18 protein-coding genes are annotated in these 17,528 nt (G+C 53.0%); 9 read left to right on the top strand and 9 right to left on the bottom strand.

Annotated features, from left to right (window positions below; translation table 11 throughout):
* Positions 1–148: 148 nt before the first annotated feature.
* Both ACTTK7_RS04205 and ACTTK7_RS04200 read right to left on the bottom strand, forming a co-directional pair.
* Entirely contained in the window at positions 149–1,144 is a 996-nt protein-coding gene (locus tag ACTTK7_RS04205) for an AEC family transporter (protein WP_462866068.1), read from the bottom strand.
* A gap of 125 nt (positions 1,145–1,269) precedes the next feature.
* The gene (locus tag ACTTK7_RS04200; RefSeq protein WP_462866066.1) at positions 1,270–2,763 is read right to left on the bottom strand and encodes a potassium/proton antiporter; all 1,494 of its coding nucleotides are present in this window, start codon (positions 2,761–2,763) and stop codon (positions 1,270–1,272) included.
* Between the two features lie 272 nt (positions 2,764–3,035).
* Here ACTTK7_RS04200 and ACTTK7_RS04195 point away from each other — a divergent pair, with 272 nt between their 5' ends.
* Positions 3,036–3,338 (top strand): hypothetical protein, encoded by a 303-nt coding sequence (locus ACTTK7_RS04195; protein WP_462866065.1) that lies wholly within the window; start codon positions 3,036–3,038, stop codon positions 3,336–3,338.
* A 95-nt stretch (positions 3,339–3,433) separates the two neighbouring features.
* Positions 3,434–4,324: an alpha/beta hydrolase gene (locus ACTTK7_RS04190; RefSeq protein WP_462866063.1), complete on the top strand. Its 891-nt coding sequence runs from the start codon at positions 3,434–3,436 to the stop codon at positions 4,322–4,324.
* Positions 4,325–4,384: 60 nt separating this feature from the next.
* On the opposite strand, the gene ACTTK7_RS04185 is transcribed toward ACTTK7_RS04190, so the two are convergent.
* On the bottom strand, positions 4,385–5,287 hold the full coding sequence (locus ACTTK7_RS04185; protein ID WP_462866061.1) for a cation diffusion facilitator family transporter: 903 nt from the start codon (positions 5,285–5,287) through the stop codon (positions 4,385–4,387).
* Between the two features lie 185 nt (positions 5,288–5,472).
* Here ACTTK7_RS04185 and ACTTK7_RS04180 point away from each other — a divergent pair, with 185 nt between their 5' ends.
* Entirely contained in the window at positions 5,473–6,465 is a 993-nt protein-coding gene (locus ACTTK7_RS04180) for an alpha/beta hydrolase (RefSeq protein ID WP_462866059.1), read from the top strand.
* Between the two features lie 58 nt (positions 6,466–6,523).
* On the opposite strand, the gene ACTTK7_RS04175 is transcribed toward ACTTK7_RS04180, so the two are convergent.
* The gene (locus tag ACTTK7_RS04175; protein WP_462866057.1) at positions 6,524–7,615 is read right to left on the bottom strand and encodes a M24 family metallopeptidase; all 1,092 of its coding nucleotides are present in this window, start codon (positions 7,613–7,615) and stop codon (positions 6,524–6,526) included.
* A gap of 211 nt (positions 7,616–7,826) precedes the next feature.
* On the opposite strand from ACTTK7_RS04175, the gene ACTTK7_RS04170 reads away from it, so the two are divergent.
* Positions 7,827–8,387: a hypothetical protein gene (locus tag ACTTK7_RS04170; RefSeq protein WP_462866056.1), complete on the top strand. Its 561-nt coding sequence runs from the start codon at positions 7,827–7,829 to the stop codon at positions 8,385–8,387.
* Positions 8,388–8,442: 55 nt separating this feature from the next.
* Complete coding sequence (locus ACTTK7_RS04165) at positions 8,443–8,655, top strand: KTSC domain-containing protein (RefSeq protein WP_462866054.1); 213 nt, start codon at positions 8,443–8,445, stop codon at positions 8,653–8,655.
* A gap of 93 nt (positions 8,656–8,748) precedes the next feature.
* Here the strand turns inward: ACTTK7_RS04165 and ACTTK7_RS04160 are convergent, their stop codons facing one another.
* The 5 genes from ACTTK7_RS04160 to ACTTK7_RS04140 all read right to left on the bottom strand — a co-directional run bounded on the left by ACTTK7_RS04160 (position 8,749) and on the right by ACTTK7_RS04140 (position 14,293).
* A complete protein-coding gene (locus ACTTK7_RS04160) occupies positions 8,749–9,450 on the bottom strand; it encodes a peptidoglycan-binding protein (RefSeq protein ID WP_462866052.1) in 702 nt (233 codons plus the stop codon).
* Between the two features lie 365 nt (positions 9,451–9,815).
* The gene (locus ACTTK7_RS04155; protein ID WP_462866051.1) at positions 9,816–10,265 is read right to left on the bottom strand and encodes a universal stress protein; all 450 of its coding nucleotides are present in this window, start codon (positions 10,263–10,265) and stop codon (positions 9,816–9,818) included.
* Between the two features lie 72 nt (positions 10,266–10,337).
* Entirely contained in the window at positions 10,338–11,882 is a 1,545-nt protein-coding gene (locus ACTTK7_RS04150) for a CocE/NonD family hydrolase (protein WP_462866049.1), read from the bottom strand.
* A gap of 1 nt (position 11,883) precedes the next feature.
* Positions 11,884–12,723, bottom strand: a complete 840-nt coding sequence (locus ACTTK7_RS04145) for a YitT family protein (RefSeq protein WP_462866047.1) — start codon at positions 12,721–12,723, stop codon at positions 11,884–11,886.
* Positions 12,724–12,811: 88 nt separating this feature from the next.
* Positions 12,812–14,293 (bottom strand): BCCT family transporter, encoded by a 1,482-nt coding sequence (locus ACTTK7_RS04140; RefSeq protein ID WP_462866045.1) that lies wholly within the window; start codon positions 14,291–14,293, stop codon positions 12,812–12,814.
* 273 nt (positions 14,294–14,566) lie between these two features.
* Here ACTTK7_RS04140 and ACTTK7_RS04135 point away from each other — a divergent pair, with 273 nt between their 5' ends.
* The 4 genes from ACTTK7_RS04135 to ACTTK7_RS04120 are packed head-to-tail and all read left to right on the top strand — an operon-like array spanning position 14,567 to position 17,472.
* A complete protein-coding gene (locus tag ACTTK7_RS04135; RefSeq protein ID WP_462866043.1) occupies positions 14,567–15,142 on the top strand; it encodes a GbsR/MarR family transcriptional regulator in 576 nt (191 codons plus the stop codon).
* Complete coding sequence (locus ACTTK7_RS04130; RefSeq protein ID WP_462866041.1) at positions 15,142–16,023, top strand: beta-keto acid cleavage family enzyme; 882 nt, start codon at positions 15,142–15,144, stop codon at positions 16,021–16,023. Before ACTTK7_RS04135 ends, ACTTK7_RS04130 begins: the two co-directional genes overlap by 1 nt.
* Before the next feature lie 17 nt (positions 16,024–16,040).
* Entirely contained in the window at positions 16,041–17,012 is a 972-nt protein-coding gene (locus ACTTK7_RS04125) for a 3-hydroxyacyl-CoA dehydrogenase NAD-binding domain-containing protein (protein ID WP_462866039.1), read from the top strand.
* The gene (locus ACTTK7_RS04120; protein WP_462866037.1) at positions 17,002–17,472 is read left to right on the top strand and encodes a thioesterase family protein; all 471 of its coding nucleotides are present in this window, start codon (positions 17,002–17,004) and stop codon (positions 17,470–17,472) included. Before ACTTK7_RS04125 ends, ACTTK7_RS04120 begins: the two co-directional genes overlap by 11 nt.
* The last annotated feature ends 56 nt before the right edge of the window (positions 17,473–17,528 follow it).

The raw sequence follows: 17,528 nt of genomic DNA, 5'->3' as shown, positions 1-17,528 counted from the left end.
CTCTATCAAAATTATTAACCGCTTACAATCATTATTTCCCGTTCTTTAAAAATAAATCGGCTTCTTATTTACAAGTATAAAAATATGTTAACTAAAAATTTAACTAGTTCTCCTCTATAAAAAACCGAAGCACTCAGGGCGCTTCGGTTCATCCGGCGATATGCTGCGCGATAAACACGGTGATCGGCAAAAGAAGCAGGCTGATGACCGTTGTTGCAATCAGTGCCACGATACCAAGCTGCTTGGACCCGCCGTGAATGTAGCGTTCAAATAATACAGTCGCAAGTGTAAAGGTGGGCATCGACGCCTGCACGATGATGATTTTACCGAGAAGCTCCGGAATCGGCAGCAGCCAAACCAGAAGACAGGCCGCCGCCGGCACGGTGAACACCTTTACGAGTACGGCGGTGCCCATAAACTGCTTGTACCCGGTCTTCACCATTTTCCAGTTCGCAGACGTAATCGTCGGAATCAAAAGTCCGATCAGAATCATCGCAAGCGGCGCGGCCAGCCCTGAAATGGTGTTTACCGTTTCGAGAAAAATCATCGGAAGCATAATACCGGCGGAGGCAAGCAGCACCGAACTGACAAGCGTCAAAAACGGCGTATTTAAAATGGCTGTCAGCTGCCGGAACGAAAAGCGCCCCGGCTTCAGCAGCAAAATACCAATCGTGAACACACTCGTCATAGTCCCGGCATCATACACCGCCGCATACGACCCTGCTTCTGCTCCAAACAAAATTGTAATAAGCGGGATGCCGATAAAGCCGGTATTGCCGCACCCTGACACAATCGCAAGCTGGCGGGCTTCCATGTCAGTATACTGAAACGAGCGCCCGATCGAATAGCCAAGAGCCATCCCGGTCCACGTCAGCCCGAGCGCACATGCATAAACCATCGCAAAAGACGCCCACGTGGAGCTGTTGAATTCAAGCTGAAAAATGCTGTATACGACTACGGCCGGAAGCGCGAAATTAATAGCCACAAAGGAGATAAAACGGCGCGTTTCCACCGATACATCGATCATTTTGGAGGTGACGAGGCCGATCACAACCATCACGGCCATCATAAACACCGGCGTAATTATATCAATAATAGACATCCGTCTCGCCTCGGTTCTTTCATTATTTTCCTGAAGCTGCACGTGTTCTATCTTAATACAAATCAGCAGGAATGAAAACGAATGAAAGCTTGCTGTATCAATAAATTATATGCAAGCGCTTCCCATAGATTAAAAAAAGCTGCCCTCCATTGGAAGGCAGCGGTCCATTACGGGGACGTCTTAGGTTCAGGGTGCTTCTTGCGGTTGAGCAGGCGCCGCAGATCGTCCTTTTGCTGTCTGGAAACGAGAATGTACAGAAAATCTCCTTCCTGGATCTCGGTATTGCCGCCCGGGGTGACGAGTTCATTGTTTCGCACCATGGCGCTCACGGTCGCATCATTTGGAAAGTTGATTTCATACAGCTGTTTCCCAACAATCGCCGATTCCTCACTCGCTTCAAACTGCACCATTTCCGCATTCGCCGAGCCCATGCTGACAAGCTCGATGGAATGATACGGTATTTCCTTTTTCGGCCCAACCAGATGGAGAAGTCTCGCCACGTAGGAGATACTTGAGCCCTGAATGAGCGCGGACGTCAGTACGGTAAAAAATACAAGGTTAAAAATCAGCTGGGCGTTGTCGAGGCCGGCGACCACCGGAAACGTTGCGAGTACGATCGGCACCGCCCCGCGCAGGCCCGCCCAGGAGAGAAACGTTCGCTCCTTAATCGTATAGCCGAGAAATGCCGTAGATATAAAAACGGCAAGCGGACGGGCGATAAACATCAGAACAAAGGAGAGCGCAATACCGGCAAGCATCACGTCTGCCGTAAATACCTGACCCGGAAAAGCGAGCAGACCAAGAATAATAAACATCAGAATCTGGCTCATCCAGGCGAATCCTTCATTAAACTGAAAGATCGAGTAACGGAACGTAAGCTCGGAGTTGCCGATGACAAGCGCAGCTATGTATACTGCCAGAAACCCGCTCGCCCCAACAGCCGCCGTCACGCTGTAGGCCAGAAGCGCAAAGGCCACCGAAAAAATCGGGTAAAGGCCACTGGATTCAAGGCCAATGTGATTGATCGAAAACGAAGCGAAACGGCCAAACAGCAGCCCAAGTATAATGCCTGCGCCAATCTGCCAGAAAAATGACGGAATGAGCATCCAGATGTTGGCGTCCATATTTGTCAGCAGTTCAATAAAAGAAATAGTTAAAAAAACAGCCATCGGGTCATTCGTTCCCGACTCGGCTTCAAGCGTGGCCCCGAGCTTGGCTTTAATATTTCGTTCCTTCAGAGCGGCGAAAACGGCGGCCGCGTCGGTCGACCCGACAATGGACCCAAGCAGCAGAGCTTCGTACCAGGTAAAGTCGAGCAGCAGGTAAGCCGTGCCTCCCACACATAAGGACGTGATCACCACGCCCGCGGTCGCGAGCGAAATAGACGGCACCGCCACCCGGCGCACCGTTGCCCATTTCGTCTGCAGACCACCCTCAAACAGAATAATCACAAGGGCAAATATACCGACCAGCTGGGCTACTTCGGCATTGTCAAAATAAATAATTTCGAGGCCGTCGCTTCCAATCAGCATGCCGATCAGAATAAACAGCACCAGGGCCGGCAGCCCGAGCCGGTTCGAAAACTTAGCCACAATTATGCCGGCCACCAGCAGTAAACCGACAAGCAGAACGACTCCATCGTTTGCTTCCAAAAAATCCAATATGTTTCGTTCCTTTCATGACACATGCCTCTGCATGCGTTATGTTTTATAGTTTTACGGTGTTTTATCAGGAAAGAATACGCGCCGGCGGCGGAAAAGAATGACGCTGGATCAAACGGGGAAAATGGTACATAATAATATACTCTTTTATCTTAACATTGTTTTTTTATTCTCCATAGCAATCAGTCCTTTCACGTCTGTATGCGTAATGAAACCTTTTCCAGGGAAAAGACGTATAGTGGTGTACGCACATTAAAAGGAGGCAACCATTCATGGAAACGTCCCGGATACTCAAATGGGTCACCGGCGGGATTGAACTGTTTCTTGGTATCCCGATTATCGGCGGGCTCATTATTATCGGCACAGGCTACCTGCCGCTGAATATTATGCTTGTTGTCCATATTATCGCTCTTATCGCGTCCATTTATGATAAGCAAAAGAAAACAGGCAACATTCTCGGCATCATTACGTCCGTTGTTGCCTATATCCCCGTCGTTGGTATGTTCATGCACATTCTCACCGGCATCTGGCTGCTCGTTGAAGCCTTTGGACCTCAGCGCGAAAAAGAAATTTAAAGCTAGACACGCCTCACGCAGGCGTGTCCTGTTTATTTCTGCCTGAAAACAGGAATATGATTGTTAATACTTTTCAGGAAAGGAAGCAGTTACTTATGACGAAATGGAAAACGTCTACGCAGGCAGCCATGCTGCGCTCTTTTCAAAAACGCGTCAGTCAGCAGTCCCAGTCGTATATTACCCCGCCGGCGGCTGATTCGGCCAGCACCTCCTCGTATCTGGTCGAAACGACACCTGGAGCCACACCGGTACATATTTATTATCCGATCGCGGACGTTTCCAAAAAACTTCCAGTATATATCAACCTGCACGGAGGCGGCTTTGTGATGGGCAGCGCCAGCGAAGATGCGGGCTGGTGCAAATATATTGCTGCTGCAGTGCCGTGTGTGGTTGTAAACATCGACTACCATTTAGCGCCGAAAACCCGCTTTCCTGCCCCGGTGCTTGAGGTGTTTGAAATTGTCGAATGGCTGACCGCACACGCCGGGCGCCTGTCACTGCAGATGGATAACTACGTGCTAGGCGGCCACAGCGCCGGAGGCAATCTTGCCGCCACGGGAAGCATGATGCTGCGCGATACCGGCCACAGGCTCCCGAAGCTGCAGATTCTTGACTATCCCGTCCTCGACCTGCAGACGGACCCTTACGAGAAGCCGGCTTATTCGACAGCCATTCCGCCGTACATTGCGCAGATTTTCAATGACAGCTACCTGCAGACACCGCAGGATGCACGTCATCCCTACGCTTCACCATTATATGCTGAACAACTCGAAGGCCTGCCTCCAGCGCTCGTCATCACTGCTGAATATGATTCGCTCGCCCGGGAGGCAACGCAATACGTGAGTCGTCTGGAAAAAGCCGGCGTCACTGTGCAGCATTATCCTTTTTCTACGACCAGCCACGGATTTACCCATATGGGAAATGAAGAAACCGCGCTTGAGGCGTGGGCCACAATCATTCATGCGCTAAAACGTGCCTTCAAATAAAATAAACCGCCCGTTCGGTAACGGCCGGTTCATGCGCCGCCCTCCAAAGGGGCGGCTTTTTTAGTTACAGATCGTGTCTTCGCAGATGTCGCGGTTTTCCATGTCGATCTGGATGGTCGTATGGTGGATGCCGTGCTCCCTGTGCAGCAGCTCATTGGCATTTTTCAATGCCTTCTGCTGGCTCGTGCCTTCTTCAACGACCAGGTGGCAGCTGAGCGCCGGAAAGTCTGACGTAATCGACCAGACGTGCAGATCATGAATATCTTTAACGTGCTCCACAGTGAGCAGCTGTTCCTTTATCTGCTTCGTATCGACTCCCTCCGGCGCGCCCTCCATGAGTACGTGCACCGAGTCCCGCAGCACCCGGAGACCGCTGATAAAGACAAGCACCGCAACGACCATGCTTGCGATCGGGTCCGCAAGACTCCAGCCAAACAGCATGATTAAAATCGCAGCTGTAATGGCACCGACCGAGCCGAGCAGATCTCCCATGACGTGCAGAAATGCACTCCGGACATTTAGATTTTCATGGTTGTCCCCGCTGTGAAGAATGCGGGCTACAACAATGTTAACGATCAGGCCGATGGTGGCCACAATCAGCATTCCTGTACTGACTACGGACGGCGGATCCATCAAACGCTGAATGCCTTCATACGTAATATATACAGCAATCACCATCAGCGCAAGGCCGTTAATAAACGCAGCCAGCACCTCAAACCGGCGGTATCCGTAAGTTTTCGACGAGGTCGCGCTGCGGCTGCCGTACCATATGGCTGCAAAGCTGAGGCCGAGCGCCGCTGAATCACTCAGCATATGCCCTGCGTCAGAAAGCAGTGCCAGACTGTTCGTCCACAGACCGCCGATCACTTCGATGACCATGAAAACAGTAATTAAAATAAATGACCATTTCAGGGCCGTCTGGTTTGTCGTTCCGTGATCATGGCTGTGCCCTTCATGCGACATAATGTTTCCTCCCTGCTTCTATACCTTTTATATTCAAACCATCTTTTGATTATATTATACCACTTTCATCCTTTTATTCAAATGTTCTTTTGAATAATACAATGTCTAAATTTTTCTTAAGAAGGGAATACAGTAACGTATGCAGAAGTTAACGTTTACAAAACCTACACAAGGAGAAGATGTTTATGCACAAACTAGTCAAACAGGCAGGCCTTGGCGCCTGCGGGCTGATCGCTGCAGCTGCTGCCTATGCGTTCTTTTCACCGCGACCGGCCGCCTGGTACGTTAGACAGGCCTTTAAGGGCGGGCTTGAAACGGAGGCTCCCGACTTTGCCGAAGCAGCTGAACAAACGGTCCAGTACCAGGATATTGACTATGAATCCCAATACCGTAACGGACGGCTCGATATTATTTTAACGACGAAAAAAGAGGAAAAAACGCCGGTCATTTTTTGGATGCACGGCGGTGCTTACGTTGGAGGAGATAAGCAGGATGCTTCCAAATACGCCACCTATCTGGCTGCCTCCGGCTACAATGTGATTAACATCAATTACGCACTCGCCCCGTCCGCCGCTTATCCGGCACCGTTAATCCAGCTCGATGAAGCGTACCGCTATATTAAACGGCACGCCGGTGACTACGGCATCGATCTGACGAATATATTTTTCGCCGGTGACTCTGCCGGTGCACAAATTGTCTCTCAGTATGCGGCCATCCAGCTGAATGAGGGGTACTCCCCGTGGGTGCCGGTGAGACGGCATATTGATCCGCTTTATATCAAAGGGGTGCTGCTGTTCTGCGGGCCGTATGATCTCCGCCAGATTGCCGGCGCACCGCTCGGGTGGTTCAACCACTTCCTGTTTAAGCGTATCGGCTGGGCGTACATTGGCACGTACAATTGGGAGGAGGCTCCGGCAATCACGGAAATATCGATGCTGCAGCGCCCGCCGGAAAAATTCGCGCCAACGTTTATTACAGACGGCAATAAAAACTCCTTTGACACCCAGGGCCGGCGGCTCGCTGCCCTATTAAGCCGACGCGTACCTGTCTGTGATATTTTTTACGATAAGGATGAAATACCGGTGGAACACGAATACCAATTTCAAATGGATAAGCCTGCCGCCCGGCAGACGTTCCGCTCCCTGACTGCCTTTATCGATACGTACAGCCGTACGTAAATAACGAAAAGGGCCTGTGGCGCAATTACGCGCCCAGGCCCTTCTTGTACGTTGGCTGTTACATGTCCAAAAGCGTTTCCAGGCGGTTCATGATTTCCCCGCCCTGCTCACTGACCACCACATCATCCTCCAGGCGGATGCCGCCCCAGCCTTCAATATAAATGCCCGGCTCAATGGTGAGCACCATCCCGGCTTCGAGCAGGTCGTTGTTGCCACCGTGAACCGACGGCGCTTCGTGCACATCCATACCGAGACCGTGACCGACACGGGTAATAAAATGATCGCCGAAGCCGGCTTCTGTCAGCACGTCCCGGGCGGCTTTGTCCACGTCCCCAATTCTTCGGCCGGCCCGGCATGCCTTTATCGCTGCTGCCTTCGCTTCTGATACTAGCTCGAAGCGCTCCTGTGCCATTTCATCAGCTCCGCCAAACACCCAGGTACGCGTCATATCCGAGCAGAAGCGACCATACCGCGCGCCGAGATCCACCAGAATCAGGTCCCCCTTTTGCAGCCGGACTTCTGACGGAACACCGTGCGGGTAGGCGCTTTTTTCTCCGAAAAGGACGATCGTGTCAAACGCCGGGCCGTCCGCTCCCTGCTTTTTCATCACCTCTTCAAGCTGATGAACAACCTCCCGTTCAGTTACTCCTTCCCAAAGCCCTTTCGCAACGGCTTCAAGCGCTCTTTCAGCAATGTCCACTGCGTGCTGAATCTGCTTCAGCTCCTCCGGCGATTTCACCTGGCGGCTCTGCTCAATTACGTGCTCAAAGTCTGTATAGTTTACGCCCGGATAAATCTGTTGCAGCTGTTCGAACCGTGCCACGGGTAAATGGTTTTTTTGCACTGCAATCCGGAAGGGATTCGGCATCTGCCTATAAAGTGCTTTTTTCACAATTACCCAGGGATCCTCGCTGTCCGTGTAAGTAACAATGCTTCCATGCCACCCGTTTTTTTCCACCAGCGCCCTTTCCATTTCCGGACACACAAGCACCGGCTCACCCTCCTGAAAAAGAATAAGCATCAGCAGCCGTTCATGCGGCTCCGAATAAAAGCCGCTCGCATAGTAAATATCAGCCGGATTCGTGAGAACAGCTGCGTCCTCCTCCCGTTCTGCTAACTCCCTGGTCCATGCTTTGACTGCCGCTTTCATTTTTTCAGCCTCCTTTTTCTTTAGTATCGCACATTTTTTCAGATGCTTTCCAGCCTTCTCTTCCTTCCCCAGGGTTTGCCCGAAGGCAAAAACGGGAAATAATGACATTGATAAGTGAAACGATACCCTTTCTGGAGGCGTACACATACATAGATACAAAGCGGGATGGTTTGGCGCATGCCGCGCTGACCGTAAAGGGGGAGCAGCATCTATGCAGAATCAGGAGTGGACCTTTAACGATATACTTTTCTTTTCCTCCCACAATTCAGTTCCGGTTTACAACCACGGAGGGGAAACCATCGGCCTGCTTGAGCGTGCCGACGCCAAATCCATCGATGTTAACACAGACCATATGCGTACCGGAGACGCGTACCGGTTTAAAGATACTCACGGCCATACGCGAATGGCGATGGGCGTGAAAAAAGGCAAGATGCACCGGCGTCTTCGCTATCATTATATGTTCCAGCCGTGCAGCGGGGCAGAAGAAATCGAGCTGCGCGATCAAATATTTTTTCCGTACTTTCGCTTTCATGTAAAGGGACAGATTGACGATGAGCAGCTTGAAATCTACCAGAACCGCCATGAGCAGCTCATCGTCCGGTGCGAAAAAGTAACGGTCGCTACGATTACATTTAAAAACTCCGGCTGGAAGGTCTCAGCCTCCGTAAATAAAATGCAGGATTCCTGCGTAACAACCCCGGAATTTCTCACCCTTGCCTACTGCATGTTCCGCCTGAATGATTTTGAATCCTCCGATATTAAAACGCTGTAGGCAAAGCCCGCAGCCGGGAGTTTTCTTCATTATCCTCCGAAGGGAGCACGGGCCTATGGATATGTACCGCATCTACTCGAGCCATTTAGCAAAGGCCGGCTATGATCCGTTCGGCGAACTGCTTCGCATTGAATTTACCGACGGATACGTCTATGAGTACCGCGGCGTACCCGAACATATTTTCCGCGGCCTGATGGCCTCAGATTCTGCAGGCGAATACCACTACCGTCGTATACGCGACGTTTACCCGTACACAAAAATTGGTTAACCGAAGCACGGAGCGGTGCTCTTTCTCCAGCCTCAAGCACGTTAAAAAACCCGTTCCCCTTTTTAGGGGAGACGGGTTTTGCTCGTTTATTAGTTAGTCTACTACGGTTACTTCTACATCCTGGCGCCCGAATGCATAAGCGTCCGATTTTGTCGGTACGTGAATGTCGATGCGGTCGTCATTGATGGCACCGCCGGTGTCGGCTGCTTCATACGTGCCCATGCCTTCGACCTTCACGGTGGAGCCGAGCGGGATTACGTCCGGATCTACAGCGATCACGTTCGCATCGCGGTCGTTGTTCAGGTTAACGCCAGTTGCGGTGATGCCGCTGCAGCCGGCACATTCAGCTGTATAGGCCGTCGCTTCCATCGTCATGGTCTCACCGCTGCTGTCTGCATCGCTGCTGGTTGATTCTTCCGAAGAGCTGCTGCTTTCGCTTTCGGAGGAACTGCTTTCAGAAGAATCAGATGTGGAAGCTCCTTCCACGGCTTCGCCGCCGTCCACGTCATCGAGCGCTGCACGGGTGTTCGGCCCGATAATGCCGTCCACTACTAGTCCCTGATCACGCTGGAAGCTGCGCACGGCGCTGTCTGTGATCGGTCCATAAATGCCGTCTACGGCGTAGTCGTAATAGCCTTCATCCTCGAGAACGGACTGTGCTTCGGACACGTCGTCCCCGCGATCGCCTTTATTTAATAAGTCTGCTGCGTCCGACACGGCCGGTGCTGCTGCCATAAGCCCTGTTCCGAGTGCGAAACCACCGGCCCACTTCATCGATTGACGTACAGAAAACATATATGAATACCCCCAACTGTTTGAATTTCTCTCATAGCAAGTACTATAACGAACCACAATGGGGGGCTTCAAGCTTATTAGTTAATTGTAATTACATTGTAATTTCTATGTAATTATTACTAACGATTGATAAATTCCCGTAACAATTCCTCTCTTTTTTCTTATTTTCATCAACTCCCCCCTAGATGGGGGCTTACAGCTTATTCATATCTCCTACTTTATCCACCAGGTTCAGCTTTTCATTTTTCCCGCTGTTACAAATCTTTCCCTGCTCCTGTTACAGGAAATTTGCTTTTTCATATTAATCATTTGGTTCTTGTCCAAATAGAAAACCGGAAGCTTAAGGCTTCCGGCAGGTACTGCTATTATTCCTTGGTGTCTACGATCAATATATCGCAGCTGGCCGAGCGGACAACGGCTTCCGAGAAGCTGCCCATCAGCGTGCGGTCCATTTTATTCTTGCTCGTCTGCGGAAGCAGCACCAGATCGATCTGGTAGTCCGGCACTACCCTTTGCAGAAGCGTCTGCGTTGGGGCCCCGTGCTCGACAATCAGCTTCGCCTCGAGCTTGCCGTGTACGTGGGACTCGGCCTTCTGCTTCACCTTGTTAAGTGTTTCAATTGCTTCTTCTTCGGCTTTTTTCAAGACATCCTCTTCATAGCGGGCAAACGGGCCGTAGCCTTTTTCCTCCACCATCGCAGCTAAATGAAGCTCCGCACCGTGAAGCTCAGCCAAAGCACAGCCTTTTTCCACCACATGCTCCGGCACGCCTGCCGTCGGATGTACGCCGATTAGAATATTTTTGTATAGTTCCATATTTATACGCCTCCTTATTAGGTATATGGAATGCGTATTATGACTGTTCCCAACTACTGGGAAATGTATGCATCAATCATGGAAAACAGGAGGCGTTCCGGCGGGCATATGCAGCTGCGACGTCCCATGGATTTCTGCCCAGCCGGGATGCTGCAGGCTTTCTACGCGCGGAAAACTGCTCAAATATATTTCAACACGCAGCCGGCTCCCTGCTGACAACCGGTACGCGGTCCGGCCGATATCGATGGTGTGCTTCCCGGCCTGCACGGTATCCACTACGTTCCAAGCCGCCCCGTCCGGCTTTACTTCGCTTACCCGCAGGCCGACCGGAAGACCCGGATGGCTCAACGTCAGCCGCAGATGCGCCTGCACGGTGCCGATCACTTCCCATTCCCGGCCAAAGGGCGCGCTCGTGTACACCAGCACGTCGCTCCGCTTCTGTATTTCCTGCTGGTCAAAGCTTCCCGCCGGAAAGCCGTTCATTAAAATATTTCCGCCGTTCGTCGGCACCGGATGCTCCGGGTTATGCCGCGCTATCCGGCCAGGCGCTCCCTGCTCCGGTGCTTCCGTGGTTAGCAGACCGTCCGGGCGCAGGTAAAACACCGCTTCCACCCTTCCCTCCGGCAGTTCTGCGCCGCTTCGCCATTCGCCGGCGTGCATGACGTAATAGTGTACCGGATTCCCGGTCGGCGCTGTTTCGTCCTTCAGCCAGCGGTCGAACCACTGCAGAAACAGCCCGGTCCGGTCCACCTGCGCTTCAGGAAAAAAGAGGTCTCCCGCCCGGCCACTCTGGTCCTCGTGCGTCCACGGCCCGATCCAGAGCTCCGCCGGGCCGGATGTTCTTTGATATAAATCGATGGTCTCCTCCATAAAGCAGTCGTACCATCCGGCAAGAAGCAGAGCCGGCACTTTAATGCTCTCCGGGGCGGCCTGCATATGCTGCCTGCTTTCTTCAGAAGCCCTTCCAAGCAGAAAGTCTCTGTAGTACGCCGGCAGGCCGGCCACTGTAACCGGAGGCCATGCGAGCGGGTCTCCTTTCCCGAGCCAGTCCGGCAGATGCTCAAGATACCCATTGATACGTGCCGGGCCTTCAGCTCCTTCCATGCGCTCCAAATGGTCTGAAAGCATGGAACCGGCGACCCACGACTGCCATTTGCCGAGCTCAAACACCCCCCGGCCTCCCCGCATCGTGTTCCAGCCGTCCGCAAATGCCATCATTGGCGCTATTGCCTGCAGCGACGGCGGCTGTTCCACGGCCGCTGCCACCTGGGTGAAGCCGTGGTATGACATCCCGATCATGCCGACATGCCCGTTCACCTCCGGAAGGCGGGCCGCCCATTCCACCGAATCATATCCGTCGGCAGCTTCATGGATAAACGGATAAAATTCCCCATCGGAGGCAAAGCGGCCGCGCACGTCCTGAATCACCACCACGTAGCCGGCCGCTGTCAGACGGTCAACATCAATGAACGTTTCCCGGTAATGACGGGTCGTTTTGCCGTACGGCAGCCGGAGCAATAGTGCCGGCCAGCTGCCTGCCCGCTCCGGGCGGTACGCGTCTGCGCGCAGCACGGTACCGTCACGCATCCGTCCTTCCACCTGCTTTTCCATACGCATTTTAGGAACGCACTTCCTCGTGGCCGATGGAAAATGTTCCGCCCGATACGTCCTTCACGTTGTGTACAACAATAAATGCGTTCGGATCCACTTCTTTAATGACCCGTTTCAGGCGAAGCAGGCGATGGGAGTGAATAACAATATACAGCACCCGGCGCTGTTCCTTCATATACTCGCCACGGCCGTCAAACACGGTCGCACTCGAGGCAAGCTCCTTTGTAATACGCTCCGAGATCTGCTCGGAGTACGGAGATACCACGTTGAGCGCTTTTTTCGAATCAAAGCCGCCGAGCACAAAGTCGGTGACGACCTTCCCGATGTAGAGCGTAATCAGAGTATACATCGTCGATACCGGTCCGATAATGAAAATCCCTGCAATCACGACTAGCGCATCCAACACGAGCGTCATGCCGGTCAGATCCCAGCCGAGCTGCTGGTTAAAGGCACGGGCAATAATGGACGTGCCGCCAACAGAGCTTCCCGCCTGATAAATAAAGCCAAAGCCGACACCGGTAATAGCCCCGGCGAAAATCGCAGCAAGCAGCGGATCCTCCATCGGCTGGGCGTACATCCCTTCAAAGATCCAGATGAAGAATGAAAACAGCGCCACGTTAAAAATTGTTTTATACACCATGTGGCGCGGCAGATAGCGGACTCCGACCCCAAGCAGCAGGATAAAAATGATTGGTGTGGAAATACTCGGCGAGATGTCGAGTCCGTAATAGATTAAAAGCGACATCCCGACAATGCCGCCCTCGGCAATGGAGTTGGGCATCGCAAGCTGTGTGACCGCGAGTGCAAACAGCAGCGTGCCGATAATAATGTACATTATATTTTTCATGCGTTCTTTTCCCCCCTATATATTTTCAGACAAAACTGTATTATAACGCAAAAAAGAGCAGGAACGCAGCCTGTGTTCCTGCCCGTGCTTATTTTCCGCGTTTCTGGTCGAGGTTTAAGGTCTTGACAATGCCTACGCACATTAAAATGACAATGACTGACAGCGGCAGTGCGCTGACCACAATGGCAGTCTGGAAGGCACTCAGGCCGCCTACCACCAACAGAATTGCGGTGACAGAGACAAAGAAGACTCCCCACATGATTTTGATCGACACCGGCGGGTTCAGGCTGCCCCCGGTCGTCTGCATTCCGAGTACAAATGTCGCAGAGTCCGCGGTGGTCACGAAAAAGATCGTCACCACGATAATGGCAAACACGGACATAATGCCTCCAAGCGGATACGTTTCAAGTACATAAAACAGCGCCGTTTCGAGCGACTGCGAGGATACCCCGCGTCCTTCGAACAGCTCGAGAAAGATCGCGCTTCCGCCGAGGGTGCTGAACCAGAAGAATGAAACGATTGACGGCACGAGCAGCACTCCGGCCATAAATTCACGAATTGTCCGCCCCCGCGAGATCCGGGCGACAAACATGCCGACAAACGGTGTCCACGAAATCCACCAGGCCCAGTAGAAAACGGTCCAGTTCTGCGTCCAGGCTGCCTCCTGCTCATCGATCGGATCCATCCGCAGCCCCCAGCCGAGGAAATTCTGCACGTAATCCGACAGGCCGGAAGCAAACATGTTAATTAAAAAGAGCGTCGGCCCGGCAATCAGCATAAATAACAGCAGAATGCCGGTCAGGCCCAGATTAATATTACTTAAATATTTAATGCCGCGCTGAATCCCCGTGCTTGCTGATGTCACGAAAATAATCGTCACAATCGTCATAATGATGAACTGCACCCCGAGATTGTACGGCACGCCGAAAATAAACTGCAGGCCGGCGTTAATCTGCTGGGACCCGAGTCCAAGTGAGGCAGCGACCCCAAATAATGTAGCGAATACAGCAACGATATCGACAACGGTGGCGACCGGTCCGTACGCATATTTTCCGAGCACCGGCCGGAGCGTCGTACTCATCAGCCCCGGTGCCTGATAGCGGAACTGCTGCAGGGCGAGCGCCAGCGCCACCAGCGCATAGATCGCCCAGGCGTGCAGTCCCCAGTGAAGCCACGTCGAGGAAACGCCCCGGATCGCATCATCCTCCGTACCGCCCTCGCCGTTTGGCGGGCTCGAGAAGTGTCCGATCGGCTCGGACACACCGTAAAACAAAAGCCCGATACCGATACCGGCAGAAAACAGCATCGTAAACCAGGTAAGACGGTTAAACTCCGGCTTTTCGTCCGGTTTGCCGAGCCGCACCTTGCCGTATTTACTGAATCCCAGATAGATGGCGAAAATTAACAGAAGCGTTACCAGAATCTGAAAATACCAGCCAAAATGCACAAATACAAACGCCTGGGCAGCAGTCATTGCTGCTTCAAGCTGCGCTGTAAAAAATACGCCGAATGCTAAGAATAATAGGATAAGAACGATCGACACTTTTAACACAGTCGTCATTTTTTTCATTATGTATGTACCTCCTCCATAGTCTTTCCGCTGCAGTCGTTCACAACGTCCTTCATTATAGAGAAAGCCCTCTGAAAAGAAAAAACGCGTAAGCCATCAAAAACCCGCGTAAACTCTATGCAATTTTTATTGCACAGAGTTTATGATTCATTATCTTATATTTCCTTCCTTTCTCGCCCTCAGTGACCCCAACCTGCGTTTTTGTCTTTTTTTTGAAACGTGATACAGTTAGACGCATGGAAAACAGAGAAAGCTTGATAAAGGGGGAGCGCCATGAGTGCCTCAGGGGATAAAAACCAGTTGCTTGAACAATTGAATGAAACCGAACGGCAGATTGCCGACCGCATTTCCGACAATATGAATACGTTTGGCGTGTCATCGACGATCGGCCGGCTGCTCGGCATTATTTACATGAACCGCGAGCCGATGACGCTCGATGACCTCGCCGAAGCAACCGGCATGAGCAAGACCCGGATGAGCCAGGTGATGCGCCAGATGATTGCGTTAAATATCGCAGAAAAGGAGCATGTCAAAGGCAGTCGCAAGGAGCATTACAATGTGGAAAATGATTACGTGCAGACGTTTGTGTCCCTGTTTACGACAAACTGGCGGGAAGTGATCAGCAAAAACCGTCAGTTTGCCAACAAGCTGCAGCGTGAAATCGATGAGGTCGCTGCTGCAAGCGACGGCTCATCAGAGGTGGAGCAGAAAATCGCCGAGATCCGCAAAGAGCTCGATGAATGGGTCGCTTATTACAACTGGATCAGCCGCCTTGTCGAATTTTTCGAAAGCGGAGATATTTTCGAAGCTGTACCAATAGATAGAAACGATAAAGGAGAAGATAAATAATGGGCCAGAAAACAATCATTACAAGCGCGGTCACCGGCGCTGGAGAAACGACAAACAAAAGCGAGCATGTTCCGGTCACGCCGGAAGCTATCGCCCGTGATGCCATCGAAGCGGCCAAAGCAGGAGCCGCAGTCGCCCACATTCACGTGCGAGATCCAAAAACAGGGGCCTACAGCTTTGACCCCGCCCTTTTCCAGGAGGTTGTGGAGCGCGTCCGCGAAAGTGAAACGGACGTCGTACTGAACCTCACAGCCGGAGGCGGCGGCGATTTTGTGCCCGACCAGCAGCATCCGGCCACCGGCGGCGACGGCACCTTTGTACAGACGCCGGAGGAGCGCCACCTTCCGGTTAGAAAATATCTTCCCGAAATATGCACCCTCGACTGCGGCAGCCTGAACTTTGGCGACCAGGTGTATCTCGGCCCGGCCGGCTGGCTGCGTGAGCAGGCATCGCTGATCCAGCAGAGCGGCGTGAAGGCGGAAATGGAGTGCTTTGATACCGGCCACGTGCGCTTTGCCAACCAGCTCGTCCGTGAAGGCCTCGTGGACGGCGATCCGCTTTATCAGTTCTGCCTCGGCATTCCGTGGGGCGCCGAAGCAGATGCGGAAACGATGCTTCACATGAGGCATCACCTGCCGGACGGCGCCAACTGGTCGGCGTTTGGCATCGGCCGCATGCAGATCCCGATGGTCGCCCAGGCGGCCCTTCTTGGCGGCAACGTCCGCGTCGGCCTCGAGGACAATCTTTACCTTGAAAAAGGCGTACTCGGCACGAACGCCCAGCTCGTCGATAAAGCTGTGCAGCTGCTGCAGACGCTGAACGTAGAACCAATGACCCCGCAGGAAGCACGCGAGACGCTCGGCCTGACGAAGCAATCTTAATTCTTTAGGAGGACCCCATGAATCCAACAACAACTACTATTGCCGTCATAGGAACCGGCGTGATCGGAAACGGCTGGATCGCCCGCTTCCTCGCGCACGGCTTTCACGTCACCGCCTGTGATCCGGCGGACGGCGCCGAAGAAAAAACCCGCACCACCGTCGCGTCGCTTTGGCCGAAGCTGAAGGAAAACGGCATGCACGACGATGCCTCCATCGATAAACTTACCTTTACGACGGACATCGCAGATGCTGTAGCGGATGCTGCGCTTGTGCAGGAAAACGTACCTGAACGCGAAGACATCAAAAGAAGCGTGCTCGCCCAGATTGATGCACACGCGCCGACCGGAAGCATCATTGCCTCGAGCACGTCCGGCTACAAGCCGACGACGCTTCAGGCCGACTGCTCCCGCCATCCGGAACGCGTTATCGTTGCCCACCCATTTCACCCCGTCTACCTGCTTCCGCTCGTGGAGCTTTCCGGCGGGGAGCAGACGACGAGTGCCGAGATGGAACGCGCGCAGGCAATATACGAGCTTGCCGGTATGAAGCCGCTTGTTATGAAGGGCGAAATCGACGGCCATATTGCCGACCGCCTGATGGAAGCCCTATGGCGCGAAGCCCTCCATATTGTGAACGACGGCCATGCCACCACCGAAGAAGTCGACAAGGCGATCGTCTACGGTGCCGGTCTCCGCTGGGCGCTCATGGGACCGTTTTTAACCTTTCATCTGGCCGGCGGCGACAAGGGCATGACCCATATGCTCGAACAGTTTGGCCCGGCCCTGAAAGCGCCGTGGACCAAGCTTGAAGCGCCGGAGCTCACTCCGGAGCTGAGCGAAAAGGTGATCGAAGGCACAAAGGAGCAGTCCGGAGACAGGAGCGTCGCCGAGCTTGAAGAGCGCCGCGATGAATTTCTGTTAAAGCTGATGAACCTGCTGCACGAAGGCAGCTACTGGCCGGCGGAAAAGGTGGAGAGCCATGACAGATAACCGCACCGTATGGAACAGCCGTGTGGAACAGGAATGGGTGGACTACAACGGGCATATGAACGATGCGGCCTACGCTCTTGTTTTCAGCCGCGCACTGGATGCTATGCTGGAGGACGCCGGCCTGACAGCCCGCTTTATCGCACAGGAGCAGTACACCGTATTCACCCTCGAAACACACCTGATGTACCTCGCGGAGGCCCATCAGGACCAGCCGCTCGCCGTATCAGCGGTGATCCTTGACCAGGACGCCAAGCGGCTGCATCTCTGGTTTGAGATGCATAATGAGCAGAACGAAACGATCGCCACGAGCGAACAGATGGTCATGGGAATGGACCAGGTCGCCGGACGCCCTGCCCCATTTCCCGAAGCGCTGCAGCAGGGCCTGGCACGCGTTCCAGTTCTTTCACCGGAAAACTGGCCGGCCAAGGCCGGGCGCTCGATTGGCATTAAACGAAAATAATACAGCATCAGCCGGTACTCCGTTAGAGAGCGCCGGCTGATTTTTTATATTGATCA

This window comes from Marinococcus tarijensis (assembly GCF_054971385.1).
Note: the sequence above shows the minus strand (reverse complement) of the source record. Positions and strands in the feature narration are given on the sequence as shown.